35 protein-coding genes are annotated in these 23,917 nt (G+C 62.3%); 2 read left to right on the top strand and 33 right to left on the bottom strand.

Features of this window, described 5'->3' with window-relative positions:
• Positions 1 to 3: 3 nt before the first annotated feature.
• On the bottom strand, positions 4 to 2,466 hold the full coding sequence (gene rnr, locus D5687_RS08240) for a ribonuclease R (RefSeq protein WP_125199300.1): 2,463 nt from the start codon (positions 2,464 to 2,466) through the stop codon (positions 4 to 6).
• Between the two features lie 149 nt (positions 2,467 to 2,615).
• Here rnr and uvrB point away from each other — a divergent pair, with 149 nt between their 5' ends.
• Positions 2,616 to 4,664 (top strand): excinuclease ABC subunit UvrB, encoded by a 2,049-nt coding sequence (uvrB, locus tag D5687_RS08235; protein WP_125199299.1) that lies wholly within the window; start codon positions 2,616 to 2,618, stop codon positions 4,662 to 4,664.
• Positions 4,665 to 4,752: 88 nt separating this feature from the next.
• Here uvrB and D5687_RS08230 read toward each other — a convergent pair whose 3' ends face one another.
• Complete coding sequence (locus D5687_RS08230; protein ID WP_125199298.1) at positions 4,753 to 5,394, bottom strand: hypothetical protein; 642 nt, start codon at positions 5,392 to 5,394, stop codon at positions 4,753 to 4,755.
• 262 nt (positions 5,395 to 5,656) lie between these two features.
• On the opposite strand from D5687_RS08230, the gene D5687_RS08225 reads away from it, so the two are divergent.
• On the top strand, positions 5,657 to 6,046 hold the full coding sequence (locus D5687_RS08225) for a DUF302 domain-containing protein (protein ID WP_125199297.1): 390 nt from the start codon (positions 5,657 to 5,659) through the stop codon (positions 6,044 to 6,046).
• A 102-nt stretch (positions 6,047 to 6,148) separates the two neighbouring features.
• Here D5687_RS08225 and rplQ read toward each other — a convergent pair whose 3' ends face one another.
• From rplQ to rpsL, 31 genes are all read right to left on the bottom strand, one after another.
• Positions 6,149 to 6,547, bottom strand: a complete 399-nt coding sequence (gene rplQ, locus D5687_RS08220) for a 50S ribosomal protein L17 (RefSeq protein WP_125199296.1) — start codon at positions 6,545 to 6,547, stop codon at positions 6,149 to 6,151.
• 24 nt (positions 6,548 to 6,571) lie between these two features.
• A complete protein-coding gene (gene rpoA / locus D5687_RS08215) occupies positions 6,572 to 7,567 on the bottom strand; it encodes a DNA-directed RNA polymerase subunit alpha (RefSeq protein WP_125199295.1) in 996 nt (331 codons plus the stop codon).
• 20 nt (positions 7,568 to 7,587) lie between these two features.
• Positions 7,588 to 8,211, bottom strand: a complete 624-nt coding sequence (rpsD, locus tag D5687_RS08210; RefSeq protein ID WP_125199294.1) for a 30S ribosomal protein S4 — start codon at positions 8,209 to 8,211, stop codon at positions 7,588 to 7,590.
• A 28-nt stretch (positions 8,212 to 8,239) separates the two neighbouring features.
• Positions 8,240 to 8,629: a 30S ribosomal protein S11 gene (gene rpsK / locus D5687_RS08205; protein WP_125199293.1), complete on the bottom strand. Its 390-nt coding sequence runs from the start codon at positions 8,627 to 8,629 to the stop codon at positions 8,240 to 8,242.
• Between the two features lie 34 nt (positions 8,630 to 8,663).
• Entirely contained in the window at positions 8,664 to 9,023 is a 360-nt protein-coding gene (gene rpsM, locus D5687_RS08200; RefSeq protein WP_125199292.1) for a 30S ribosomal protein S13, read from the bottom strand.
• An 80-nt stretch (positions 9,024 to 9,103) separates the two neighbouring features.
• Positions 9,104 to 10,438, bottom strand: coding sequence for a preprotein translocase subunit SecY (secY, locus tag D5687_RS08195; protein WP_125199291.1), 1,335 nt, complete (start codon positions 10,436 to 10,438; stop codon positions 9,104 to 9,106).
• Between the two features lie 3 nt (positions 10,439 to 10,441).
• Entirely contained in the window at positions 10,442 to 10,870 is a 429-nt protein-coding gene (gene rplO, locus D5687_RS08190; RefSeq protein WP_125199290.1) for a 50S ribosomal protein L15, read from the bottom strand.
• Entirely contained in the window at positions 10,870 to 11,067 is a 198-nt protein-coding gene (gene rpmD, locus D5687_RS08185; RefSeq protein ID WP_125199289.1) for a 50S ribosomal protein L30, read from the bottom strand. The genes rplO and rpmD overlap by 1 nt, the downstream gene beginning before the upstream one ends.
• Entirely contained in the window at positions 11,064 to 11,579 is a 516-nt protein-coding gene (gene rpsE, locus D5687_RS08180; RefSeq protein WP_125199288.1) for a 30S ribosomal protein S5, read from the bottom strand. Before rpsE ends, rpmD begins: the two co-directional genes overlap by 4 nt.
• A gap of 12 nt (positions 11,580 to 11,591) precedes the next feature.
• Positions 11,592 to 11,945 carry a 50S ribosomal protein L18 gene (gene rplR / locus D5687_RS08175; protein ID WP_125199287.1) on the bottom strand — a complete coding sequence of 118 codons (354 nt, stop codon included), beginning with the start codon at positions 11,943 to 11,945 and terminating at the stop codon, positions 11,592 to 11,594.
• A gap of 14 nt (positions 11,946 to 11,959) precedes the next feature.
• Entirely contained in the window at positions 11,960 to 12,487 is a 528-nt protein-coding gene (gene rplF / locus D5687_RS08170; RefSeq protein ID WP_125199286.1) for a 50S ribosomal protein L6, read from the bottom strand.
• 15 nt (positions 12,488 to 12,502) lie between these two features.
• Entirely contained in the window at positions 12,503 to 12,895 is a 393-nt protein-coding gene (gene rpsH, locus D5687_RS08165; RefSeq protein WP_125199285.1) for a 30S ribosomal protein S8, read from the bottom strand.
• A 12-nt stretch (positions 12,896 to 12,907) separates the two neighbouring features.
• Entirely contained in the window at positions 12,908 to 13,213 is a 306-nt protein-coding gene (gene rpsN, locus D5687_RS08160; protein WP_125199284.1) for a 30S ribosomal protein S14, read from the bottom strand.
• Positions 13,214 to 13,231: 18 nt separating this feature from the next.
• The gene (rplE, locus tag D5687_RS08155) at positions 13,232 to 13,771 is read right to left on the bottom strand and encodes a 50S ribosomal protein L5 (RefSeq protein ID WP_125199283.1); all 540 of its coding nucleotides are present in this window, start codon (positions 13,769 to 13,771) and stop codon (positions 13,232 to 13,234) included.
• Between the two features lie 14 nt (positions 13,772 to 13,785).
• The gene (gene rplX / locus D5687_RS08150) at positions 13,786 to 14,106 is read right to left on the bottom strand and encodes a 50S ribosomal protein L24 (RefSeq protein WP_125199282.1); all 321 of its coding nucleotides are present in this window, start codon (positions 14,104 to 14,106) and stop codon (positions 13,786 to 13,788) included.
• Between the two features lie 12 nt (positions 14,107 to 14,118).
• Positions 14,119 to 14,487 carry a 50S ribosomal protein L14 gene (gene rplN, locus D5687_RS08145; RefSeq protein WP_058574709.1) on the bottom strand — a complete coding sequence of 123 codons (369 nt, stop codon included), beginning with the start codon at positions 14,485 to 14,487 and terminating at the stop codon, positions 14,119 to 14,121.
• 11 nt (positions 14,488 to 14,498) lie between these two features.
• Positions 14,499 to 14,768, bottom strand: a complete 270-nt coding sequence (gene rpsQ / locus D5687_RS08140) for a 30S ribosomal protein S17 (protein ID WP_125199281.1) — start codon at positions 14,766 to 14,768, stop codon at positions 14,499 to 14,501.
• Position 14,769: 1 nt separating this feature from the next.
• Entirely contained in the window at positions 14,770 to 14,961 is a 192-nt protein-coding gene (rpmC, locus tag D5687_RS08135) for a 50S ribosomal protein L29 (RefSeq protein WP_125199280.1), read from the bottom strand.
• Complete coding sequence (rplP, locus tag D5687_RS08130; protein ID WP_125199279.1) at positions 14,961 to 15,374, bottom strand: 50S ribosomal protein L16; 414 nt, start codon at positions 15,372 to 15,374, stop codon at positions 14,961 to 14,963. Before rplP ends, rpmC begins: the two co-directional genes overlap by 1 nt.
• Positions 15,375 to 15,402: 28 nt before the next feature.
• Positions 15,403 to 16,074: a 30S ribosomal protein S3 gene (gene rpsC, locus D5687_RS08125; RefSeq protein ID WP_125199278.1), complete on the bottom strand. Its 672-nt coding sequence runs from the start codon at positions 16,072 to 16,074 to the stop codon at positions 15,403 to 15,405.
• Between the two features lie 9 nt (positions 16,075 to 16,083).
• Positions 16,084 to 16,416, bottom strand: a complete 333-nt coding sequence (rplV, locus tag D5687_RS08120) for a 50S ribosomal protein L22 (RefSeq protein WP_125199277.1) — start codon at positions 16,414 to 16,416, stop codon at positions 16,084 to 16,086.
• Between the two features lie 12 nt (positions 16,417 to 16,428).
• Positions 16,429 to 16,704: a 30S ribosomal protein S19 gene (gene rpsS, locus D5687_RS08115; RefSeq protein WP_125199276.1), complete on the bottom strand. Its 276-nt coding sequence runs from the start codon at positions 16,702 to 16,704 to the stop codon at positions 16,429 to 16,431.
• A gap of 20 nt (positions 16,705 to 16,724) precedes the next feature.
• Entirely contained in the window at positions 16,725 to 17,552 is an 828-nt protein-coding gene (rplB, locus tag D5687_RS08110; RefSeq protein WP_125199275.1) for a 50S ribosomal protein L2, read from the bottom strand.
• 19 nt (positions 17,553 to 17,571) lie between these two features.
• Entirely contained in the window at positions 17,572 to 17,865 is a 294-nt protein-coding gene (locus tag D5687_RS08105; RefSeq protein ID WP_125199274.1) for a 50S ribosomal protein L23, read from the bottom strand.
• Positions 17,862 to 18,470 (bottom strand): 50S ribosomal protein L4, encoded by a 609-nt coding sequence (gene rplD, locus D5687_RS08100; protein ID WP_125199273.1) that lies wholly within the window; start codon positions 18,468 to 18,470, stop codon positions 17,862 to 17,864. Before rplD ends, D5687_RS08105 begins: the two co-directional genes overlap by 4 nt.
• Positions 18,471 to 18,481: 11 nt before the next feature.
• On the bottom strand, positions 18,482 to 19,126 hold the full coding sequence (gene rplC, locus D5687_RS08095) for a 50S ribosomal protein L3 (RefSeq protein ID WP_125199272.1): 645 nt from the start codon (positions 19,124 to 19,126) through the stop codon (positions 18,482 to 18,484).
• A gap of 175 nt (positions 19,127 to 19,301) precedes the next feature.
• Positions 19,302 to 19,613 carry a 30S ribosomal protein S10 gene (rpsJ, locus tag D5687_RS08090; RefSeq protein WP_125199271.1) on the bottom strand — a complete coding sequence of 104 codons (312 nt, stop codon included), beginning with the start codon at positions 19,611 to 19,613 and terminating at the stop codon, positions 19,302 to 19,304.
• Positions 19,614 to 19,619: 6 nt separating this feature from the next.
• Complete coding sequence (gene tuf / locus D5687_RS08085) at positions 19,620 to 20,810, bottom strand: elongation factor Tu (protein WP_125199270.1); 1,191 nt, start codon at positions 20,808 to 20,810, stop codon at positions 19,620 to 19,622.
• Positions 20,811 to 20,856: 46 nt separating this feature from the next.
• Positions 20,857 to 22,953, bottom strand: coding sequence for an elongation factor G (gene fusA / locus D5687_RS08080; RefSeq protein ID WP_125199269.1), 2,097 nt, complete (start codon positions 22,951 to 22,953; stop codon positions 20,857 to 20,859).
• Positions 22,954 to 22,982: 29 nt separating this feature from the next.
• Complete coding sequence (rpsG, locus tag D5687_RS08075; RefSeq protein WP_058574778.1) at positions 22,983 to 23,453, bottom strand: 30S ribosomal protein S7; 471 nt, start codon at positions 23,451 to 23,453, stop codon at positions 22,983 to 22,985.
• Positions 23,454 to 23,471: 18 nt separating this feature from the next.
• A complete protein-coding gene (gene rpsL, locus D5687_RS08070) occupies positions 23,472 to 23,846 on the bottom strand; it encodes a 30S ribosomal protein S12 (protein ID WP_125199268.1) in 375 nt (124 codons plus the stop codon).
• Positions 23,847 to 23,917 lie beyond the last annotated feature (71 nt).

Raw genomic sequence — 23,917 nt, 5'->3', positions numbered from 1 at the left:
CGATCAGTTGGACGAGTCGTCGGACGAATCGCCGGCCTTGCCCTTGTTTTCGGGCTGGCCCTGCCCCTGACCATCATCCTGGCCGCCGGCGTCGCCGCCATCATGAGGCTTGCGGCGACGCCGGCGGCGCGGACGGCGCTTCTTGGCGCCCCCGCTGCCCTCGTCGCCGGACTTGTCGTCCGAACTCTCCGGCCCTTTCTCCGACTTTTCCGACTTCTCCGGGCCTTTCGAGGACTTGTCCTCGTCGCTGCCCGGCTCGGCACTCGACTGGTCCTCGCCACCGGCGACTTCCTCGTCTTCCGGCAGCATGAAGTCGATCTTGCGCTCGTCCAGGTCGACGCGCGCGACCCGCACGTGGATGGTGTCGTTGAGCGAGTAGGTCTTGCCACTGCGCTCACCCTTGAGCGAGACGGTCACCGGATCGAAGTGATAGAAATCACGCTTGAGAGCGGTGATGTGCAGCAGGCCGTCGACAAAGAAATCCTTGAGCTGGACGAAAAGACCGAAGCCCAGCACGGATGCCACCCGGCCCTCGTAGACATTACCGACCTTGTCGAGCATGAACTCGCACTTGAGCCAGTCGGTGGCATCGCGCGTCGCCTCGTCGGCACGTCGCTCGTTGTTCGAGCAATGCTCGCCGATCAGCAGCATCTCCTCGTGGCTGTACGGGAACTCCTCGGCGGCACCGGTACGCAACACGTGCCGGATGGCGCGGTGGACCATCAGGTCCGGGTAGCGACGGATCGGCGAGGTGAAGTGCGCGTAGTGCTCGTGGGCCAGACCGAAGTGACCCAGATTGTCCGGCGCGTAGACCGCCTGCTGAAGCGAGCGCAGCAGCAGGGTCTGTACGGTGGCGAAGTCCGGACGGTCCTTCGCCTCGGCGATCAGGGCGTTGAAGTCGGCCGGGCTCGGCTTCTCGCCGCCACCGAGCGTCAACCCCTTCTCCTTGAGCGCAGCGCGCAGGTCGTCGATCTTCTCGGCGCCCGGGCGATCGTGGACGCGATAGAGCGACGGGATCTTGCGACGGGCAAGGAAGCGACCAGCGGCAACGTTCGCCGCGATCATGCATTCCTCGATGATCTTGTGCGCGTCGTTGCGCTCGTAGGGCACGATCGCCTCGATCTTGCGGTTCTCGCCGAAGACGATCTTGGTCTCGATAGTATCGAAGTCGATCGCCCCGCGAGACTCGCGCTCGGCCCGCAGCACCTTGTACAGGTCATGCAGCGCCTCGAGCGGCTTGATGACATGGGCGTGCTTGTCGCGCTCTTGCTGGTCGTTATCGAGCAGCATGGCCGCGACGTTGTCGTAGGTCAGGCGCGCGTGGCTCTTCATCACGCCCTCGAAGAAGCGCGAGCGGATAATCTGCCCCTGGCTGTTGATCAGCATCTCCGCGCACAGGCAGAGGCGATCCACGTCCGGGTTCACCGAGCACAGGCCGTTCGAGAGGATCTCGGGCAGCATCGGCACCACGCGACCCGGGAAGTAGACCGAGGTCCCGCGGCGGAAGCCTTCCTCGTCGAGCGCCGAGCCGATACGCACGTAGTGCGACACGTCGGCGATCGCCACCATCAGGCGGAAGCCCTTCGGGGTCGGCTCACAGAAGACTGCGTCGTCGAGGTCCTTGGAATCCGAGCCATCGATAGTGACCATCGGCACGTCGCGCAGGTCGACCCGGCCGACCTTGTCTTCCTCGGCGACCTGGTCGCTCATGTGCTCGATGTGGCGCTCGACCTCTTCCGGCCATTCATGGGGAATGCCGTGGGCGCGGATGGCGACATCGATCTCCATGCCCGGCGACATGTGATCGCCCAGCACCTCGATGATCTTGCCGACCGGCTTGTGCCGCTGGGTCGGCTGCTCGACCAGCGCGACCCGGACGATCTGGCTGTCGCTCGCCCCACCGAGCGCCTCCATCGGGATCAGCACGTCCTGGGTCATGCGGGTGTTGTCGGGGATGACGAACGCCACGCCCGCCTCGATCACCAATCGACCGACGATCTCGGCGTTGGCCCGTTCGATCACCTCGACCAGCGCACCCTCGGGACGACCGCGGCGGTCCTCGCCGACCACCTGCACCACGGCGCGGTCGCCATGCAGCAGGGCACGCATGACGCGCGGCGAGAGGAAGACGTCGTTGCCACCTTCGTCCGGCACCAGGAAACCGAAACCGTCGCGGTGACCGATCACCCGGCCACGCACCAGTTCGGCCTTGGTCACCGGCACGTAGCCGCCGCGGCGATTGCGAATGGCCTGGCCATCGCGCTCCATCGCCCGCAGGCGTCGCCGCAGACCCTCGATGCGCTCCTCGTCACCGTCGTAGCCGAGCTCGCTGATCAGCCGGTTGAGCGTGATCGGGCCGTCCTGCTTGCCCAACAGGTCGAGCAGGAACTCGCGACTGGCCACGGGGTTTTCGTATTTCTCGGCCTCGCGCGGGGCATTCGGGTCTTCGAGGTTTGAATCGGTCATGGATACCTGAAAAGTGCGTCTGGGAAGTCACTCGCGAAACTCGGCCGTAAATCAACGAGAAATCGGCGGCTGTAGCGAGGGATATAGCCGGGCATCATAAAGCAAAAGCCGTCGGAAAGCCGAGGGTCAAGCCTATATACTCCCACCCCATGTCAGAACACCGTTTCCAGATCGCAACAGACTACCAGCCGGCCGGCGACCAGCCCCGCGCCATCGAGACCCTCGTCGAGGGTCTCAACGACGGGCTGATGCACCAGACCCTGCTCGGGGTGACCGGCTCGGGGAAGACCTTCACGATGGCCAACGTCATCCACGAGGTGCAGCGTCCGGCACTTGTGCTCGCGCCCAACAAGACGCTGGCCGCGCAGCTATACGGGGAGCTCAAGGGGTTTTTCCCGCACAACGCGGTGGAGTACTTCGTTTCCTACTACGACTACTACCAGCCAGAGGCCTACGTGCCGGCCTCGGACACCTTCATCGAGAAGGATGCCTCGGTGAACGAGCACATCGAGCAGATGCGCCTGTCCGCCACCAAGGCCCTGTTCGAGCGCCGGGACGTCATCATCGTCGCCACCGTCTCGTCGATCTACGGCCTGGGCGACCCCGAGGCCTATCTCAAGATGATCCTGCACCTGGTGCGCGGCGATCAGGTCTCCCAGCGCCAGATCATCCGGCGGTTGGCCGAGATGCAGTACACCCGTAACGACATGGAGTTTCGTCGCGGCACCTACCGGGTGCGCGGCGACGTGATCGACATCCACCCGGCCGAGGCCGACGACGAGGGCGTGCGCATCGAGCTGTTCGACGACGAGATCGAACAAATCACCCTGTTCGACCCGCTCACCGGCCAGGTCCGCCGCCGGGTGCCGCGCTACACGGTCTACCCCTCCTCGCACTACGTCACCCCGCGTGGGCGGCTGCTAAGCGCGATCGAGCAGATCAAGGTCGAGCTCGACGAGCGCCTCAAGGATCTCGAATCGCAGGACAAGTTGGTCGAGGCGCAACGCCTGGCCCAGCGCACCCGCTTCGACATCGAGATGATCCAGGAGCTCGGCTACTGCAACGGGATCGAGAACTACTCGCGTTACCTCTCGGGACGCCAGCCGGGCGAGCCGCCCCCCTGTCTCTATGACTACCTGCCATCGGACGCCCTGCTGATCATCGACGAGTCGCACGTCACCGTCCCGCAGCTCGGCGGCATGTACAAGGGCGACCGCTCACGCAAGGAAACGCTGGTGAACTTCGGTTTCCGCCTGCCCTCGGCAATGGACAACCGCCCCTTGAAGTTCGACGAGTTCGAGCGCCTGATGCCCCAGACGGTCTACGTCTCGGCCACGCCCGGCCCCTACGAGGAGACGCATGCCGATCAGATCGCCGAGCAGGTGGTCCGCCCGACCGGGCTGGTCGACCCGCAGATCGAGGTCCGTCCGGTCGCCAGCCAGGTCGACGACCTGCTCTCCGAGATTCGCCTGCGCGCCGAGAAAAATCAGCGGGTGCTGGTCACCGTGCTTACCAAGCGCATGGCGGAAGACCTGACCGATTACCTGATGGAGCACGACGTGCGGGTGCGCTACCTGCACTCGGACATCGATACCGTCGAGCGCGTCGAGATTATCCAAGACCTGCGGCTGGGTGAGTTCGACGTGCTGGTCGGCATCAACCTGCTCCGAGAAGGGCTCGACATCCCCGAGGTGTCGTTGGTTGGCATCCTGGACGCCGACAAGCAGGGCTTCCTGCGTTCGGAACGCTCGCTGATCCAGACGATCGGGCGGGCGGCCCGCAACCTCGAGGGCAAGGCCATCCTCTACGGCGACACCATCACGGATGCCATGCGCAAGGCGATCGACGAGACCGACCGCCGCCGCGAGAAGCAGCTGGCGCACAACGAGGCGATGCGCATCACGCCGCGCGGCATCCAGAAGAGCGTCGAGGATATTCTCGAGGCCGGTGAATCCCGCATCCCCGGCGCCCGCCCGGGGCGCAAGCGTCGCGGGGCGGACAGGGCAGCCGAGGCACCGGCTGATTACGCCACCCTGTCACCGGACCAGGCCGCCAAGCGCATCAAGACCCTCGAGGCCGAGATGCACCGCCACGCGCGCGACCTGGAGTTCGAGGCGGCCGCCCAGGCGCGCGACGAGCTGCAAAAACTCAAGGAGGCCTTCTTCGGCGCCACGGAGCCGGGTTACAGCGACGACTGACTCGGCAAACCGCGCGGCGCCGGCGGCATAAAAAAAAAGCCGATCCCATCAGGGATCGGCCTTTATCGGCTCGAAGAGCCCGGGACGATTAGCCGCCCTGACGCATCTCCATGGCCTTTTCGCGCAGCTGCTGCATTTCCTCGGACTGCTTCTCCATCTTGGCGAACAGCTCCTCGGCTTCCGGATTGTTTTCCTTCATTACCTGCTCGACGTCACCACGCAGGTCCTGAGCCATGCTCTGCACTTCCTCGTTCTGGAAGGCCTGCTGCTGACGCTGCTGGAATTCCTGCTGCTGCTGACGGAAGGCCTCGACCTCTTCCTCGGACGGCTGCTGCTCGCCACCCTCGTACTTGGACATGGTGGCCTTCATCTCCTCGAATTCCTTCTCGGCGTCGTAGCCGCCGCTGGACATCTTTTCGGCGATCTTGGCCTGCAGCGCCTCACGCTTCTGACCCAGCTCCGGGTTGTTCTCGTAGGCCTGCTGCTCCATCTCGCTCAGCTTCGCCTGGGTTTGCTGGAGCTCCTGTTGAACCGAGCGCATCTCTTCCATCAGCTGGCGCTGTTCGTCGGTCATTTCCGGCATCTGACCCTGTGCCGGAGCGCCGCCCTGACCACCGTGCGGGGCAGCCTGACCGCCCTGCTGGGCCACGGCCGCGCCGCTGAAGGCGAGCGCAGCGGAGACACCGGCGGCCATCACGGATTTGCGCAACTTCTGGTTCCAAACGGACATGCAATCACTCCTCATTTAAATGATTCGGCTTTGCACGGAATACGTGCCGGGTGCCGAGCCCCGATAGAAAGGTGCGACAGCCGTTTCATTCGGAAAGTTCCATAATCATGGCGAACCCCGTATATCGGCCGTCGCGAAACCTCCTGCATCGTAGGAGACCGTCAGCCGCTTCGCAACTAGGCTCCTCGAACCGAATCATTAGACACCGGACCGGTTTGCTAAGCTTGCCCCCCGAATACAAACCAATCGGAGCAACTGACCCATGATCGACGAACACCACAGTCCGCACGATTTCGAGACCACCTGCCAACGATTGAGTGATGCCGTACCGGCCAATGGGTTTGGCCTGCTGCACACGCATGACATCCACGGCACGCTCAACGCCAAGGGCGTCGACTTCGCCCCGCAATGCCGGGTGTTCGAAGTCTGCAACCCCAAGCGTGCCGCCGAGGTGCTTGCCGTCCGAATGGACCTCGCCAACGCCCTGCCCTGCCGCATCGCCGTCTACGAGCGCGACGGAAAGGTCATCGTTTCGATGATCCGCCCGACTGCCATGCTCTCGATGCTGAGCGACGACGCCGCGCTGACCAATGTCGCGACCGAGGTCGAGCAGACGATGAACCGCATCATCGAGGAAACAGTCAGCGCCTGACCCTCGCCCACGGCGATGCCAACACCCCCAGAACAAGAAAAAGCCCGCCGAAATGGCGGGCTTTCTACATTTTGGCGGACGCATCGCCCGCCGATTGCCGAATTACTCGGCGGCAGCTTCCTCGACGGCGGGTGCCGGCTCGGCGCTACGCTCGACAAGCTCGACGTAGGCCATCGGCGCTGCGTCGCCTGCGCGATAGCCGCACTTCAGGATACGCAGGTAACCGCCGTTGCGCTCCTTGAAGCGCGGGCCGACGTCGGAGAACAGCTTACCGACGGTGCTCTTGTTGCCGACCTTCGCGAAGGCCTGACGGCGCGCGTGGACGCTGTCTTCCTTGGCCAGGGTGATCAGCGGCTCGGCGACGCGACGCAGCTCCTTGGCCTTGGGAACCGTGGTCTTGATGACCTCGTGCTCGATCAGGGCATTGGTGAGCGAACGCATCAGCGCCTTGCGCTGTGAGGCGTTACGACCCAACTGCCGACCGGATTGACGATGACGCATGTCAAATACTCCAAAAAATTTCGTTCAAATCTTGGATTCGCTCAGATTCTGGAGCTCGGCCGGCGGCCAGTTCTCCAGTTTCTGCCCGAGGGACAGCCCCTGCTTGGCAAGCACGTCCTTGATCTCGGTCAAGGACTTCTTGCCAAGGTTCGGGGTCTTGAGCAATTCCATTTCCGACCGCTGGATCAGGTCGCCGATGTAATAGATGTTTTCCGCCTTGAGGCAGTTCGCGGAACGAACGGTCAGCTCCAGGTCGTCAACCGGACGCAGCAGTACCGGGTCAACCGACGGGGCCTGCTCTTCGACCGGCTCGGCCTTTTCCGCCTTGAGATCGACCAGAACCGACAGTTGATCGACCAGGATGCCAGCCGCTTGGCGGATGGCGTCCTCGGCCGAAATCGAACCGTTGGTCTCGATGTCGAGCACCAGCGAGTCGAGGTCAGTGCGCTGCTCGACACGTGCCCGCTCGACCGAGTAGGCCACGCGCCGCAGCGGCGAGAACGATGCGTCGATCAGCAGACGCCCGACCGTCGTTTCCTCGTCGTCACGACGGGCACTAGCCGGCACGTAACCCATGCCACGCTCGACCTTGAACGTCATGTTCAGCTCGGCATCGTCACGCAGGGTCGCGATGACGTGATCCGGGTTCATGATCTCGACCGAGTGATCCGCCTTGATGTCGGCGGCGGTCACGGTCCCCGGACCGGTCTTCTTGATGCTCAGCACCGCCTCGTCGCGGCCGTGCATGGTGATCGACAGCCCCTTGAGATTGAGCAGGATCTCGAGCACGTCCTCCTGGACGCCCTCGAGTGCGCTGTACTCGTGGAGTGTGCCTTCGATCTCCGCCTCAGTGACGGCAACGCCCGGGATGGACGAGAGCAGGATACGCCGCAACGCATTGCCCAGCGTGTAGCCAAATCCACGCTCCAACGGCTCCAGCACGACGCGCGCATGGGTGTCGTCGATCGTTTCCACGTCGACCAGGCGCGGCTTGAGAAGCTCTGTAGAACCCAGTTGCATTACGTACCCCCGAAAACCGTTTACTTCGAATACAGCTCGACTACGAGCGATTCGTTGATGTCCGCCGGCAATTCGTCCCGAGTCGGAACGGCCTTGAAGACGCCTTCCATCTTGCTGGAATCGACCGTGACCCACGGCACGACTTCGCGCTGGGCGGCCAGTTCGAGGGCATCCTTGACGCGCTGCTGCTTCTTCGCCTTTTCGCGAACCGAGACCACGTCTTCCATGGAAACCTGGTACGACGGGATGTTGACCACCTCGCCGTTGACCAGCAGGCCGCGATGCGACACCAATTGCCGTGCCTCGGCGCGCGTGGCGCCAAAGCCCATGCGATACGCAACGTTGTCCAGGCGGCACTCGAGAATCTGCAACAGGTTCTCGCCGGTGGAGCCCTTCATTTGCGCAGCGCGCTTGTAGTAGTTACGGAACTGCCGCTCGAGCACACCGTAGATACGACGCAGCTTCTGCTTCTCGCGCAGCTGCAGACCGTAGTCCGACACCTTCTGGCGACGGCCGGAGCCGTGCTGGCCAGGGGCGCGATCGTGATGGCACTTGTCTTCCAGTGCGCGGACGCCGGACTTGAGGAAAAGATCCGTGCCTTCGCGCCGGGCAAGCTTACAAGTAGGACCGAGATAACGAGCCATAAGTCAAATACTCCTTACAAACGCACCGTCAAACGCGACGCTTTTTGGGCGGACGGCAACCATTGTGCGGGATGGGGGTAACGTCAGTGATTACGCCCACCTTGAAGCCCACGGCGTTGAGCGCGCGGATGGTCGACTCGCGACCCGGGCCGGGGCCCTTGACTTCAACATCGACGTTCTTGACCCCATATACCTTGGCTGCCTCGCCGGCACGTTCGGCCGCAACCTGGGCGGCGAACGGGGTCGACTTGCGAGAACCGCGGAAGCCCGAGCCCCCGGAAGTCGCCCAGCTGAGGGTGTTGCCCTGACGGTCGGTGATCGTCACGATCGTATTGTTGAACGACGCATGGATATGCGCGACCGCATCGGTGACGACGCGTTTTACCTTTTTACGGGTACCTTGACTTGCTTTAGCCATTAAGATCCTACTCTCGAAAGAATATTAAGCCTGATTAGCGCTTGACCAGGCGCCGCGGACCCTTGCGAGTCCGTGCGTTAGTGCGTGTGCGCTGTCCACGCAACGGCAGACCACGGCGATGACGCAGACCACGGTAACAACCAAGGTCCATCAGACGCTTGATGTTCATGGAAACGTCGCGACGCAGGTCGCCTTCGACTACTACATACTTGCCGACTTCCGCACGCAGGGCCTCAACCTCTGCCTCGGACAGGTCGCGCACCTTGCGATCCTCGGCCACGCCGGTGGCTTCGCAGATCTGCTTGGCGCGGGTCGAGCCGATTCCGTAGATGGAAGTCAGGCCAATGACCACATGTTTCTGAACGGGAATGTTGATCCCAGCAATACGTGCCATCGATATATCACCCCAAAAAAGAGCGCGAAAGCGTAACGCAACGCGCCGTCAATAGCAAACGGAAACGACGGGCCGTGTGATTACAGCCCGTTCTTGAAATGTGCCTTGCGAACCAGGCTGTCGTACTGGTGCGAAACCAGGTGAGACTGCACCTGCGACATGAAGTCCATCAACACGATCACGATGATCAGCAGAGACGTACCGCCGAAGTAGAACGGCACGTTCCAGTACAGGATCAGGAACTCCGGCAGCAGGCAGACCGCGGTGATGTAGATCGCGCCCCAGAAGGTGAGACGGGTCAGCACCTTGTCCACGTAGCGCGCGGTCTGCTCGCCGGGGCGGATCCCCGGAACGAACGCACCCGAGCGCTTCAGGTTGTCCGCGGTCTCGCGGGCATTGAACACCAGCGCGGTGTAGAAGAAGCAGAAAAAGATGATCGCGGCCGCGTAGAACAGCACATACAGCGGCTGACCCGGCGACAACGTGTTGGACAGGTCGGCGAGCCAACCCATGCCTTCCTGCTGCCCGAACCAGTTACCCACCGTCGCCGGGAACAGAATGATGCTCGAGGCGAAGATCGGCGGAATGACGCCCGCCATGTTCAGCTTCAACGGCAGGTGGGAGGACTGCTGCCCCGCCATGCCGCGACCCTGCTGGCGCCGCGCGTAGTTCACTGTGATCCGGCGCTGACCGCGCTCGACGAACACGACAAACGCAGTGACCGCGAGGATCAGCACGCCCAGGATCAACATCGTGAACACGTGCAGCTCACCGGTGCGGACCAACTCGGCCGTGCCGCCAATGGCGCTCGGCAGCCCCGCGACGATGCCGGCGAAGATGATCAGGGAAATCCCGTTACCCACGCCGCGCTCGGTGATCTGCTCGCCCAGCCAGACCAGCAGCATCGTGCCACTGACTAGGGTCAGGGTGGCGATGAACACGAAGGCGATGCCGGGGGCGAACACCAGCGGCGAACCGCCGACCGACTGACCCTGCAGCGCGATCGACACGCCCAGCGCCTGGACTAGGCCCAGGCCGAGTGTGCCGTAGCGGGTGTACTGGGTGATCTTGCGCCGACCCGCCTCGCCTTCTTTCTTCAGCTTCTCCAGCGACGGCACCACTGCCGTGAGCAACTGCACGATGATCGCCGCCGAGATGTACGGCATCACGCCCAGGGCAAACAGGGACATGCGCGAGAGCGCCCCGCCGGAGAACATGTTCACCATGCCCAGGATGCCGCCGGAGTTCTGCTCGAAAAGCGCCTTCATGACATCCACGTCGATGCCCGGCAGCGGGATGAACGTCCCGATCCGGTACACCACGAGCACCATGATGACGAAGAAAATACGTTGCCGGAGCTCGGTCAAACGACCGGCCCCGGCAAGTGCGCCTATCCCTGAGTTTGCCTGTGCCACTCTTTACTCCGCTGAACCACCGGCGGCTTCGATCGCCTGGCGCGCGCCTTTGCTGATCGCCAGACCCTTGACCTGCAGCTTCTTCTCCACGTCACCCTGAAGGATGATCTTGACGCTCTTGACGTCGTTGCGGATCAGGTTAGCGGCCTTGAGCGACGCGAGTGTGACCTCGCCGTCCAGGCGATTGAGTTCCGCGGTGCGGATCTCCGCCCGGTACAGCGACTTGGCCGCACGGAAGCCCATCTTCGGCAGACGACGCTGCAACGGCATCTGACCGCCCTCGAAGCCGGTCTTGTGGAAGCCGCCGGAACGAGACTTCTGGCCCTTGTGGCCACGACCGCCGGTCTTGCCCAGCCCGGAACCGATACCGCGACCGACGCGGTTGGCGTCCTTGCGGCTACCCTCGGCAGGGGAAAGTTTGTTCAAACGCATTACTTCGCTTCCTGTACGTCGAGCATGTAGTGGACGCGATTGATCATGCCCCGGTTTTCCGGGGTACCGGCCACTTCCACCTCTTGGTGCATACGGCGGATGCCCAGCCCACGAACGCAGGCCTTGTGGGACTCGAGTCGATTATTCATCGACCGAACCAGGCGCACCCGGATCTTGCCATTAGCCTTCTGACTCATGCCTCATCCCCCAGGATTTCCTCGACACGCTTGCCGCGCTTGGCAGCAACCGCTTCCGGCGACTGGATCTGGGAGAGACCATTGATCGTCGCCCGGATCACGTTCATGTGATTGCGGGTCCCGATGCACTTGGCCAGCACGTTACGGACGCCTGCTGCCTCGAAGACGGCACGCATTGCGCCGCCGGCGATGACACCAGTACCTTCCGATGCCGGCTTCATGAACACCCGACCGGCACCATGACGGCCCTTGGTCTGGTAGTGGAGGGTCCCGTCACGGAGCGGCACGTCAATCATGCTGTTGCGTGCACGGTCCATTGCCTTCTGGATAGCGGCCGGCACTTCTTTTGCCTTGCCGTAGCCATAGCCAACACGGCCTTCGCCATCACCCACCACGGTCAGCGCGGTGAACGAGAACTGGCGGCCACCCTTGACGACCTTGGACACGCGGTTGATCGTGACCAGCTTCTCGATCAGGCCTTCGTTCGAGACGTCTTTTGCGTTACGGCTCATTGCTTCACCTCTTTAGAACTTCAGGCCGGCTTCGCGTGCCGCGTCGGCAAGTGCCTTGACACGCCCGTGGTAAATGAAACCCGAGCGATCAAACGCCACGGACTCGATGCCCTTCTCCAGGGCAGCCTTGGCAATGGCCTCGCCCACCTTCTTGGCGGCGGCCACGTTGCCACCGAATTCGCCGTCGGCGAGTACACCCTTGCCTACCGTGGAAGCAGTGGCGATTACCTGACCTTCCGGTGCGAAGACCTGAGCGTAGGTATGGTTGCTGCTCCGGTGCACGCTCAGGCGATGGACGCCGAGCTGCTTGATCTTCGCCCGGGTGCGACGTGCGCGGCGCAGCCGCTGTTTTGTACTTTCATTCATCGCGTCACCCTCGATTATTTCTTCTTGGCTTCCTTACGCAGGATGCGCTCATCCGCGTACTTGACACCCTTACCCTTGTAAGGCTCCGGCGGACGCAGTGCCCGCACGTTGGAAGCCACCTGGCCGACCTTCTGCTTGTCCGCGCCACGGATGATGATTTCCGTCGCCGACGGGGTTTCCGCGGTGACGCCGTCCGGCAGCGGGTAATCGATCGGATGCGAGAAACCCAGCTGCAGGTTCAGGGTCCGACCCTGTACCTGAGCGCGGTAACCGACGCCGACCAGTTGGAGCTTGATCTCGAACCCGTTGGCGACACCGTCGACGCTACCCTGTGCCAGGGAACGCATGGTGCCGGCCATCGGAATGTTGTCATCACTGTTCGGTGCGAATCGGATCTCGTTGTCTTCGAAGGTCACGCCGACCGTCGGGTGAACATTCAGGGTCAGCTCACCGTTCTTGCCCTTAAAGGACAGAACCTGGTCTTCGAGCTTGACCTCGACACCCTTGGGGACCGCGACCGGCTTTCGTGCTACTCGACTCATAAATCCCCCAACCGGTTACGAAACAAAGCAGACGACTTCGCCGCCGATATTGCGACGACGTGCTTCACGGTCCGGCATCACACCTTCGGAGGTGGAAACCACGGCAACACCCAGACCACCGAGTACCTGCGGGAGGTCCTCGGCGCCGAAGAACTTGCGCGACCCGGGACGGGAAACGCGGTTCAGCTTTTCGATGACCGGCTTGCCTTCGAAATAACGCAGGGTGACCACCAGTGTCGGCTTCTTGTCGCCCTCGACGCGGATGTCGGCGATGTAGCCTTCGTCCTTCAACGTCTCGGCAACTGCCTTCTTGAACTTGGAGGCCGGCATGCGAACCTCCGGCTTGCGCGCGGCCTGGCCGTTGCGGATGCGCGTCAGCATGTCCGCGATCGGATCATTCATACTCATAACGCGTTCTCCTTACCAGCTCGACTTGCGCAGGCCCGGGATTTCCCCGGACATGGCCAGTTGGCGCAGCTTGTTGCGACCCATGCCAAATTTCCGGTAGACGCCCTTCGGACGACCGGTCAGTGCGCAGCGGCGCACCTGGCGGGTGTAGGAAGAATCGCGCGGCAGCTTTGCCAGCGCGGCGGAGGCCGCCATCTTCTCGTCGAACTCCACTTCGGGGTCGGCGACGATCGCGCGCAGCTTGGCACGCTTGTCGGCATACTGGCGAGCAAGCTTCTGGCGCTTGACCTCGCGAGCAATCATGCTTTTCTTAGCCATAGTCTCGTTTCGTCTCTGTTAACGACGGAAGGGGAAACCGAAGCCGTCGAGCAATGCCCGGGCCTGGTCGTTGTCCTTCGCGGTCGTTGTGATCGTGATATCCATACCCCGGACCTGATCGACCTTGTCGAAGTCGATTTCCGGGAAGATGATCTGTTCGCGAACCCCGAGGCTGTAGTTGCCACGACCATCGAACGACTTCGGGCTCAGGCCACGGAAGTCACGGATACGGGGACTCGCCACATGGATCAACCGATCGAGGAATTCGTACATGGTACGTCCCCTGAGGGTGACCTTGACACCCAACGGCATGCCTTCGCGGAGCTTGAAGCCCGCGATCGACTTGCGCGCATACGTCACCACCGGCTGTTGACCGGTGATCAGGCCGAGTTCTTCCACTGCGCTATCGATTACCTTCTTGTCACGAGCGGAATCACCCAGGCCCATGTTCAACGTAATCTTGGTCAGCTTCGGAACGGCCATTACGTTGTCGAGTTCGAGCTTCTTGGCGAGCTCGCCACGCAACGTCTTGGAGTAGTATTCCTGAAGTCGAGCCATTTCTCTGTTTCCTGTTAAGCGTCAACGACTTCGCCGTTGGATTTGAAATAACGAACCTTTCGACCGTCTTCAAGCGTCTTGAAGCCGACCCGGTCGCCTTTTTCGGAGGCCGGATTAAACAGCATCACGTTGGAGATATCAATGGGCTTCTCCATTTCGATGATGCCGCCGGTCCGTCCGATCATCGGATTGGGCTTCTGGTGCTTCTTCACCATGTTGACCCCTTCGACGACCACTCGGGCCCCATCTTCAACGACCCGCAGCACGGTGCCACGACGACCATTGTCTTTACCGGTGACGACGACCACGTCGTCACCTTGGCGAATCTTGCGCATCTCGACCCCCTCTTAAATCACTTCTGGCGCGAGCGAGACGATCTTCATGAACTTCTCGCCACGCAGCTCGCGGGTGACCGGGCCAAAGATCCGGGTACCGATCGGCTGCAGCTGGGCGTTCAGAAGAACCGCCGCGTTGCCGTCAAAACGGATCAGCGACCCGTCCGGACGACGCACGCCCTTGGCCGTGCGAACAACCACCGCGTTGTAGACCTCGCCCTTCTTGACGCGGCCACGCGGGATCGCGTCCTTCACGGACACCTTGATTACGTCGCCGATCTCGGCGTAACGACGATGCGAGCCGCCCAGCACCTTGATGCACTGGACCTTGCGCGCGCCGCTGTTATCTGCCGAATTCAGCACGGTTTGCATCTGAATCATGACGAAACTCCTTACTCAGCCGAGCGTTCGACAACGCGGACCAGGGTCCAGGTCTTGTTCTTGGAGATCGGACGCGTCTCGCGAACTTCGACGCGGTCGCCCTGGCGACAGGTGTTCTCTTCGTCATGCACCCGCAACTTGCTGGTGCGCGTCATGTACTTGCCGTACAGCGGATGCTGCACGCGACGCTCGACCGCGACCGTAATGGACTTGTCGCCCTTGTCGCTGACAACCACCCCTTCACGGGTGCGGACATTCTTTTCTTCGGATACCGTCGTCATCTCAGGCACGCTCCTTTTCCGCAATCACGGTCTTGATACGAGCAACATTGCGACGCGCTTCCAGCGCCAGGTGGGTCTTCGCCTCCTGGCCCGTGGCATGCTGCATGCGCAGGTTGAATTGCTCGCGCTTGACGGCCAACAGCTCTTCGCGCAGCTCGTCGACGGATTTCTCACGCAATTCTGTTGCCTTCATCACATCACCAACCGTGTTACGAACGTGGTCTTCACGGGCAGCTTGGCGGAAGCGCGTTCGAAAGCTTCGCGCGCCACGTCCTCGCTGACCCCCTCGATTTCGTACAGCATCTTGCCCGGCTGCACCTTGGCAACCCAGTGCTCGACGCTGCCCTTGCCCTTACCCATACGGACTTCCAGGGGCTTCTGGGTAATCGGGGTGTCCGGGAAGATCCGAATCCAGATCTTACCGCCCCGCTTCACGTGACGAGAGATGGCACGACGGCCAGCCTCGATCTGACGGGAAGTAATATTTCCGCGCTCAAGGGTCTTCAGGCCGAATTCGCCGAAGCTCACCTTGTTGCCGTTATTGGCAACGCCGCGATTCTTGCCCTTGAACTGCTTGCGGAATTTTGTACGTTTTGGCAGCAGCATTTTTCAAAGCTCCACTTCAATTCGTTGATCAGGCGGCCGACTTGCCGTCGTCGCTGCCCGGCACACCGAACACCTCGCCTTTGAAAATCCAGACCTTGACACCGATGATGCCGTAGGTGGTCTGGGCCTCTGCCATGCCGTAGTCGATGTCCGCACGGAGCGTGTGCAGCGGTACGCGGCCTTCGCGGTACCACTCGGTACGCGCGATCTCGGCGCCGCCCAGGCGACCCGCCACGTTTACCTTCACGCCGCCCGCGCCAAGACGCATGGTGGTCTGTACCGCCCGCTTCATCGCGCGACGGAACATGACGCGGCGCTCGAGCTGCTGAGCGATGGACTCGGCAACCAGCTGCGCGTCCAGCTCGGGCTTGCGGATCTCCTCGACGGAGACCTTCACCGCACTGCGCTCGAGACCCAGCATCGGGGCGATCTCGGTACGCAGACGCTCGATGTCCTCGCCCTTGCGGCCGATAACGATGCCCGGACGCGCGGTGTGGATCGTGACGGCGGCCGAACGGGCCGGGCGCTCGATCTGTACACGCGAGACGGAGGCGTCCTTCAGACGCTGACGAATGTACTTGCGAGTACGGACGTCCTGCTCGAGGTAGTCGGAAAAATTCTTGTTGTCGGCATACCAGCGAGAGCTCCAGTCGGAGGAGATCCCAAGCCGGAAGCCTACCGGATGTACTTTGTGACCCATGACTGCTCCTTAGCGCTCGCTGACGACGACTTTGATGTGGCTGGTCCGCTTGAGGATCCGCACACCGCGGCCTTTCGCCGCCGCACGGAACCGCTTCAGGGTCGGGCCTTCGTCAACCATGATCTCGGAGATGCAAAGACGATCGACGTCCGCACCTTCGTTGTTCTCGGCATTCGCGATGGCCGACTCGACCACCTTGCGAATGATCGCGGCACCCTTCTTGGTCGAGAACTGGAGGGACTCCAGCGCGTTGGCGACGTTGACGCCACGCACCTGGTCGGCCACCAGACGAGCCTTTTGCGGGGAGATCCGGGCAAACCGGTGTAGTGCTACTGCTTGCATCACGGAGCCTCCTTAACGCTTGGCTTTCTTGTCGGCGGCATGGCCTCGGTAAGTACGCGTCGGTGCGTACTCGCCGAGTTTCTGGCCAACCATGTTCTCGTTGACCAGCACCGGGATGTGCTGACGACCGTTGTGCACCGCGATGGTCAACCCGATCATGTCGGGAAGGATCATCGAGCGGCGCGACCAGGTCTTTATGGGCCGGCGGCTGTTAGCGGCCGCGGCCTCTTCCACTTTTTTCATCAGGTGGTGGTCCACGAAGGGACCTTTCTTGAGTGAACGTGGCACCTTAAAGCCCTCTTATTGCTCTATTTCTTGTTACGACGACGAATGATGTACTTGTCAGTACGCTTGTTCGTACGTGTCTTGTAACCCTTGGTCGGCACGCCCCAGGGCGTAACCGGATGACGACCGCCGGAGGTCCGACCTTCACCACCGCCGTGGGGGTGATCGACCGGGTTCATCACGACACCACGGACAGTCGGACGGACGCCGCGCCAGCGCTTGGCGCCGGCCTTGCCGAGCTGGCGAAGGCTGTGCTCCTGGTTGGACACCTCGCCCACCGTGGCACGGCACTCGGAGAGCACCTTGCGCATCTCGCCGGAACGCAGGCGGATGGTGGCGTAGGAACCGTCCCGAGCAACCAGCTGGACGGCGCCGCCGGCACTGCGTGCCAGTTGGGCGCCCTTGCCCGGCTTGAGCTCGACCGCGTGGATGGTGGTACCAACCGGGATCGAGTACAGCGGCAGGGCGTTGCCCGGACGAATCGGGGCATCCACGCCGGAAACGATCGCCTGACCCACCTCGACGCCACGCGGCGCGATGATGTAGCGACGCTCACCGTCGGCGTACTTCAGCAGCGCGATGTGCGCCGAGCGGTTCGGATCGTGCTCGATGCGCTCAACCTGGGCGGGAATGCCGTCCTTGATGCGCTTGAAGTCGATCTTGCGGTAGTGCTGCTTGTGACCACCACCGATGTGACGGGTGGTGATCCGACCGGCGTTGTTACGCCCGCCCGAGCCGTGCTTCTTCTCGAGCAGCGGCGCGTAGCCCTTGCCCTTATAGAGCTTGGAGCGGTCTACCTCGACGACGCCACGGCGACCCGGAGAAGTCGGTTTTGCAACTTTCAAAGCCATGAGTTGAATCCCCTACTGTTTAGCCGGCCGCGCCGAAATCGATGGTCTGACCTTCGGCGAGCGTGACGTAGGCCTTCTTGGTGTCGGCACGCCGACCCGGCATGCCACGGAACCGGCGGGTCTTGCCACGCTGGTTGACCACCTGAACGGCCTCGACGTTGACCTCGAACACCTGCTCGACCGCCGCCTTGATCTGCGACTTGGAGGCGGAGGTCGCCACCTGGAACACGTACTGGTTGAACTCGCCGGCGCGGGCGGTCTTCTCGGTGACCACCGGGGCGCGCAGCACGTCGTAAAGCTTTTCCGAATTCATGACAGCCACTCCTCAACCATCTTCAGCGCGCCCTGGGTGATGACGACCTTGTCGGCGTCCACCAGGCTGACCGGGTCCAGCGTGCCGGCCGTGCGGTAACCCAGCTCGATCACGTTGCGCGACCCCAGCAGCAATGCCTCGTCCATTGCCTCGGTGACGATCAGGCGCTTGCCTTTCTCGACGCCGAGGTCGTTGAGGGCCTTGATGACCTGCTTGGTCTTGGGCGCATCGACGGTGAGCGACTCGACCACGACCAGGCGGTCCTGGCGCAGCAGCTCGGAGAAGATCGAACGCATCGCGGCGCGGTACGCCTTGCGATTCATCTTCTGCGAGAAATCACGCGGACGGGCGGCAAAGGTGACACCACCGGTGCGCCAGATCGGCCCACGGGTGGTGCCGGCACGGGCGCGGCCCGTGCCCTTTTGACGCCACGGCTTGGTGTTGCCACCGGAGACTTCGGCGCGGCTCAGCTGACGCTTCGTTCCGGCGCGACCACCGGCCAGGTATGCGACCACGGCCTGGTGGACCAGCGCTTCGTTGTATTCCCGGCCGAAGACCTGCTCGGAGACATTCAGCGCGGAACCGTTCTTGACTTGGATATCCATACCTGACGACCTCACGCTTTGATCTTGACCGACGGACGAACGAGCACGTCGCCACCGGTGGCGCCCGGAACGGCACCCTTCACCAGCAGCAGACCGTTCTCGACGTCAACGCGAACCACCTTGAGGTTCATCGCGGAGACGCGCTCGTCACCCATGTGGCCGGCCATCTTCTTGCCCTTGAACACGCGACCCGGGGTCTGGTTCTGGCCGATGGAACCCGGCACACGGTGGGACAGGGAGTTACCGTGAGTGGCGTCCTGGGTACGGAAGTTGTGACGCTTCACCGTGCCGGCGAAGCCCTTACCCTTACTGGTGCCAGTGACATCAACGGACGGCACGTCGTTGAAGATCTCGACCGTGATCTCGTTACCCGCCTCGTAGTTACCGAGCACGTCGGCATCAACGCGGAACTCGCGCACGGTACGACCGGCAGCGACCGACGCCTTGGCGAAGTGACCGGCCATCGGCTTGGTCACCCGATTCGGGCGACGCTCGCCTACGGTTACCTGCAGGGCGGTGTACCCGTCGACATCATCAACTTTCTTCTGAGTCACGCGGTTCGGCTCGACCTCGATGACGGTCACCGGCGTGGAAGCGCCGGACTCGTCAAACACTCGGGTCATGCCGACCTTACGACCGACAACACCTAAAGCCATTGTTATTTCCTCTTATGCACTTCGACGCCGATTTCGATTGACCGGATCGCCGGAAAAAACCAGCCCGACGCGGTTTGAGCACGCATCGGGCTGAACAAGAGCGCGGCACTATAACAGAAAACGCGCCGGGCCAAAAGGCTTTTGGCCGGCGCGTTTCAGTTGGCTTGCGGGCGGATCAGTTCAGACGAATCTGGACATCCACGCCGGCGGCCAGGTCAAGCTGCATCAACAGGTCGACCGTCTTGTCGGTCGGGTCGACGATGTCGAGTACGCGCTTATGGGTGCGGATCTCGTACTGGTCGCGCGCGTCCTTGTTGACGTGCGGCGAAGTCAGCACGGTGTACCGCTCCTTGCGGGTCGGCAGCGGGATCGGGCCCTTGATCCGCGCGCCACTACGGCGCGCGGTCTCGACGATCTCCGCGGTCGAACGGTCGATCAGACGGTGATCGAAGCTCTTCAGCCGGATGCGAATCGTTTGTCCTGACATACTTAATTACTCGATGATCTTGGAAACGACGCCGGCGCCGACGGTGCGGCCGCCTTCGCGGACAGCAAAGCGCAGACCTTCTTCCATCGCGATCGGCGCGATCAGCGTGACGGTCATCGCCACGTTGTCACCCGGCATGACCATCTCGGTGCCTTCCGGCAGCTCGCAAGCGCCGGTCACGTCGGTGGTACGGAAGTAGAACTGCGGGCGGTAGCCGTTGAAGAACGGGGTGTGACGACCACCCTCTTCCTTCGACAGAACGTAGACCTCGGCCTCGAACTGGGTGTGCGGCTTGATGGTGCCCGGCTTGCAGAGAACCTGACCACGCTCGACTTCGTCGCGCTTGGTGCCGCGCAGCAGGACGCCGATGTTGTCACCAGCCTGACCCTGGTCGAGCAGCTTGCGGAACATCTCGACACCGGTAACGGTGGTCTTGAGGGTGTCCTTCAGACCAACGATCTCGATCTCTTCGCCGACCTTGACGATGCCGCGCTCGACGCGACCGGTCACCACGGTGCCACGACCGGAGATGGAGAACACGTCCTCGACCGGCATCAGGAAGGCACCGTCGACGGCGCGATCCGGCTCGGGGATGTAGTCGTCCATGGCCTCGACCAGCTTGACGATGGCCGGGGCACCAATTTCGGAGGTGTCACCTTCCAGCGCCTTGAGGGCCGAACCGGTGATGATCGGGGTGTCGTCGCCCGGGAAGTCGTACTGGGAGAGGAGGTCACGGACTTCCATCTCGACCAGTTCCAGCAGCTCCGGATCGTCGACCATGTCGGCCTTGTTCAGGAACACGACGATGAACGGAACGCCAACCTGACGCGAGAGCAGGATGTGCTCACGGGTCTGCGGCATCGGGCCGTCAGCGGCGGAAACCACCAGGATTGCGCCGTCCATCTGGGCGGCACCGGTGATCATGTTCTTGACGTAGTCGGCGTGACCCGGGCAGTCGACGTGGGCGTAGTGACGCTTGTCGGACTCGTACTCGACGTGAGAGGTCGAGATCGTGATGCCACGCGCCTTCTCTTCCGGCGCCTTGTCGATCTGGTCGAACGCCATGCCCTGGCCACCGTAGGTGGTGGACATCACGTGCGTGATCGCCGCGGTCAGCGTGGTCTTGCCGTGGTCTACGTGACCGATCGTGCCGACGTTTACGTGCGGCTTGGAACGTTCAAATTTTTCTTTGGACATGTCTTACATCCTCAACTGGAAACAAATTCAGGAGATCGCGGCGTTATCAGGAATTACCCTTGATCACTTCCTCGACCACGCTCTTCGGGGCCTCGGCATAACGACCGAACTCCATGGAGTAGGTCGCACGGCCCTGGGTCGCGGAGCGCAGGTCGGTGGCGTAACCGAACATTTCGGACAGCGGCACTTCGGCCTTGATCTGCTTGCTGCCGCCGTGCACGTCTTCCATGCCCTGCACCATGCCGCGGCGCCGGTTGACGTCGCCGATGACGTCGCCCATGTACTCTTCCGGGGTCTCGATCTCGACCTTCATCATCGGCTCGAGCAATACCGGGTTGGCCTTGGCGCAGCCTTCCTTCGTGGCCATGGAGCCAGCCACCTTGAACGCCATCTCGTTCGAGTCGACCTCGTGGTACGAGCCATCGTACAGCGTGACCTTGACGTCGACCATCGGGTAACCGGCGATGACGCCGTTCTGCAGCTGCTCTTCCGCGCCGCGCTCAACCGCCGGGATGTATTCCTTCGGTACCACGCCGCCGACGATCTTGTTCTCGAACGCGAAGCCACCGCCTTCTTCCATCGGCTCGATGCGCAGCTTGACGTGACCGTACTGACCACGACCGCCGGACTGACGCACAAACTTGCCTTCCTGCTCGACCGTGCCGCGAATCGTCTCGCGGTAGGCGACCTGCGGCTTGCCGATATTCGCCTCGACCTTGAACTCACGGCGCATGCGGTCGACCAGGATGTCCAGGTGCAGCTCGCCCATGCCGGAGATGATGGTCTGACCGGACTCCTCGTCGGTGCGGACACGGAAGGACGGATCCTCCTGCGCCAAACGCCCGAGGGCCTGCGACATCTTTTCCTGGTCGGACTTGGTCTTGGGCTCGACGGCTACCGCGATAACCGGCTCCGGGAACTCCATGCGCTCCAGGATGATCGGGCTGTTCGGATCACAGAGCGTCTCGCCGGTGGTGACGTTCTTCAGACCGACGGCCGCGGCGATATCACCGGAGTAGACCGACTTGATTTCCTCGCGGGAGTTGGAGTGCATCTGGAGAATACGGCCGATGCGCTCGCGGTTGCCACGAGTGGAGTTCAGGACGGCGTCACCGGCGTTGACGCTACCGGAGTAGACCCGGAAGAACGCCAGCGAACCGACGAACGGATCGGTCATGATCTTGAACGCCAGCGCCGAGAACGGCTCGTTGTCACCGGTCTTGCGGTAGGCCTCGGTGCCGTCCGGCAGCTCGCCCTTGATGTCCGGCACTTCGGTCGGGGCCGGCAGGAACTCGATGACGGCATCAAGCAGGCGCTGCACGCCCTTGTTCTTGAACGCGGTACCACAGAGCGCCGGGATGATGTCGTTCTCAAGCGTGCGCTGACGCAGACCTTGCTTGATCTCGTCGTCGCTCAGCTCGCCGTTCTCGAGGTACTTCTCCATCAACTCTTCGGAGGCCTCGGCAGCGGCCTCGACCATCTGCTCGCGATAGGTCTCGGCGTCGTCCTGCAGCTCTGCCGGAATGTCCCGCTCGTCATAGGTCATGCCCATGTCGTCGGTGTTCCAGTAGATCGCCTTCATGCGGATCAGGTCGACCACGCCCTGGAACTCGTCTTCGGCACCAATCGGGATGACGACCGGCACCGGAACCGCACCGAGGCGCTTCTTCAACTGGTCCATGACACGGAAGAAGTCGGCGCCCTGGCGGTCCATCTTGTTGACGAACGCCAGGCGCGGGACACGGTACTTGTTCGCTTGCCGCCAGACCGTCTCCGACTGCGGCTGGACGCCGCCGACCGCGCAGAGAACGAAGACCGCACCGTCGAGTACACGCAGGGAACGCTCCACCTCGATGGTGAAGTCGACGTGCCCGGGGGTATCGATGATGTTCAGACGGTGCTTCTGGAACTGCTGGTCCATACCCTGCCAGAACGCGGTGGTCGCAGCGGAGGTGATGGTGATACCACGCTCCTGTTCCTGCTCCATCCAGTCCATCGTGGCGGCGCCTTCATGGACCTCACCGATCTTGTGGGACACACCCGTGTAGAACAGGATGCGCTCGGAGGTCGTGGTTTTGCCGGCATCGATGTGGGCCATGATGCCGAAGTTGCGATAGCGCTCGAGCGGAGTCGTACGGGACACGAAAAGTACCTCTTAAATAAAGCGTCGGGTTACCAGCGGAAGTGCGCGAAGGCCTTGTTGGCCTCGGCCATGCGGTGCGTGTCTTCACGCTTCTTCACAGCGGAACCACGACCTTCGGCAGCGTCCGACAGCTCACCGGCCATCTTCTGGGCCATGGTCTTCTCGCCACGCTTGCGGGCGGCCTCGATCAACCAGCGCATGGCCAGTGACGAGCGACGCACCGGGCGAACCTCGACCGGCACCTGGTAGGTCGCACCACCAACACGGCGGGACTTGACCTCGACCGACGGGGCGACGTTTTCCAACGCCTTCTCGACGACCTCGACCGGGTGACCCTTGCCCTTGGACTCGATCATGTCCATCGCGTCATACAGCAGACGCTCGGCAACGGCCTTCTTGCCGCTGAGCATGATCATGTTGATAAATTTCGCGACGGTGACGTTGCCGAATTTCGGATCCGGCAGAATCTCGCGCTTGGGGACTTCTCTTCTACGGGGCATCTCAAATCCTACCGTTGATTAGCTCTTCGGACGCTTGGCGCCGTACTTGGAACGACCCTGACGGCGCTTCTCGACACCCTGGGTATCGAGGCTGCCGCGGACGACGTGATAGCGCACACCCGGGAGATCCTTTACACGACCGCCGCGGATCAGCACGACCGAGTGCTCCTGCAGGTTGTGACCTTCACCACCGATGTAACCGGTGACCTCGTATCCTGAGGTCAGGCGCACACGGGCAACCTTACGCAGGGCCGAGTTCGGCTTCTTCGGGGTGGTGGTGTAAACGCGCGTGCAAACGCCGCGACGCTGGGGGCAGCGCTCCAGCGCGGGCACGCTGGTCTTTTCGACCATGCGCTTGCGCGGCTTGCGCACTAGCTGATTGATAGTAGCCATGTATCCGTATTCTCCGACCAAAAACTAGCACGACGGGCACAGTTGCCCGCCGTAAAGGGCAGTGATTCTAT

The organism is Guyparkeria sp. SCN-R1, assembly GCF_003932495.1.
Classification (GTDB): domain Bacteria; phylum Pseudomonadota; class Gammaproteobacteria; order Halothiobacillales; family Halothiobacillaceae; genus Guyparkeria.
This window is presented reverse-complemented; position numbering and strand designations above follow the sequence as displayed.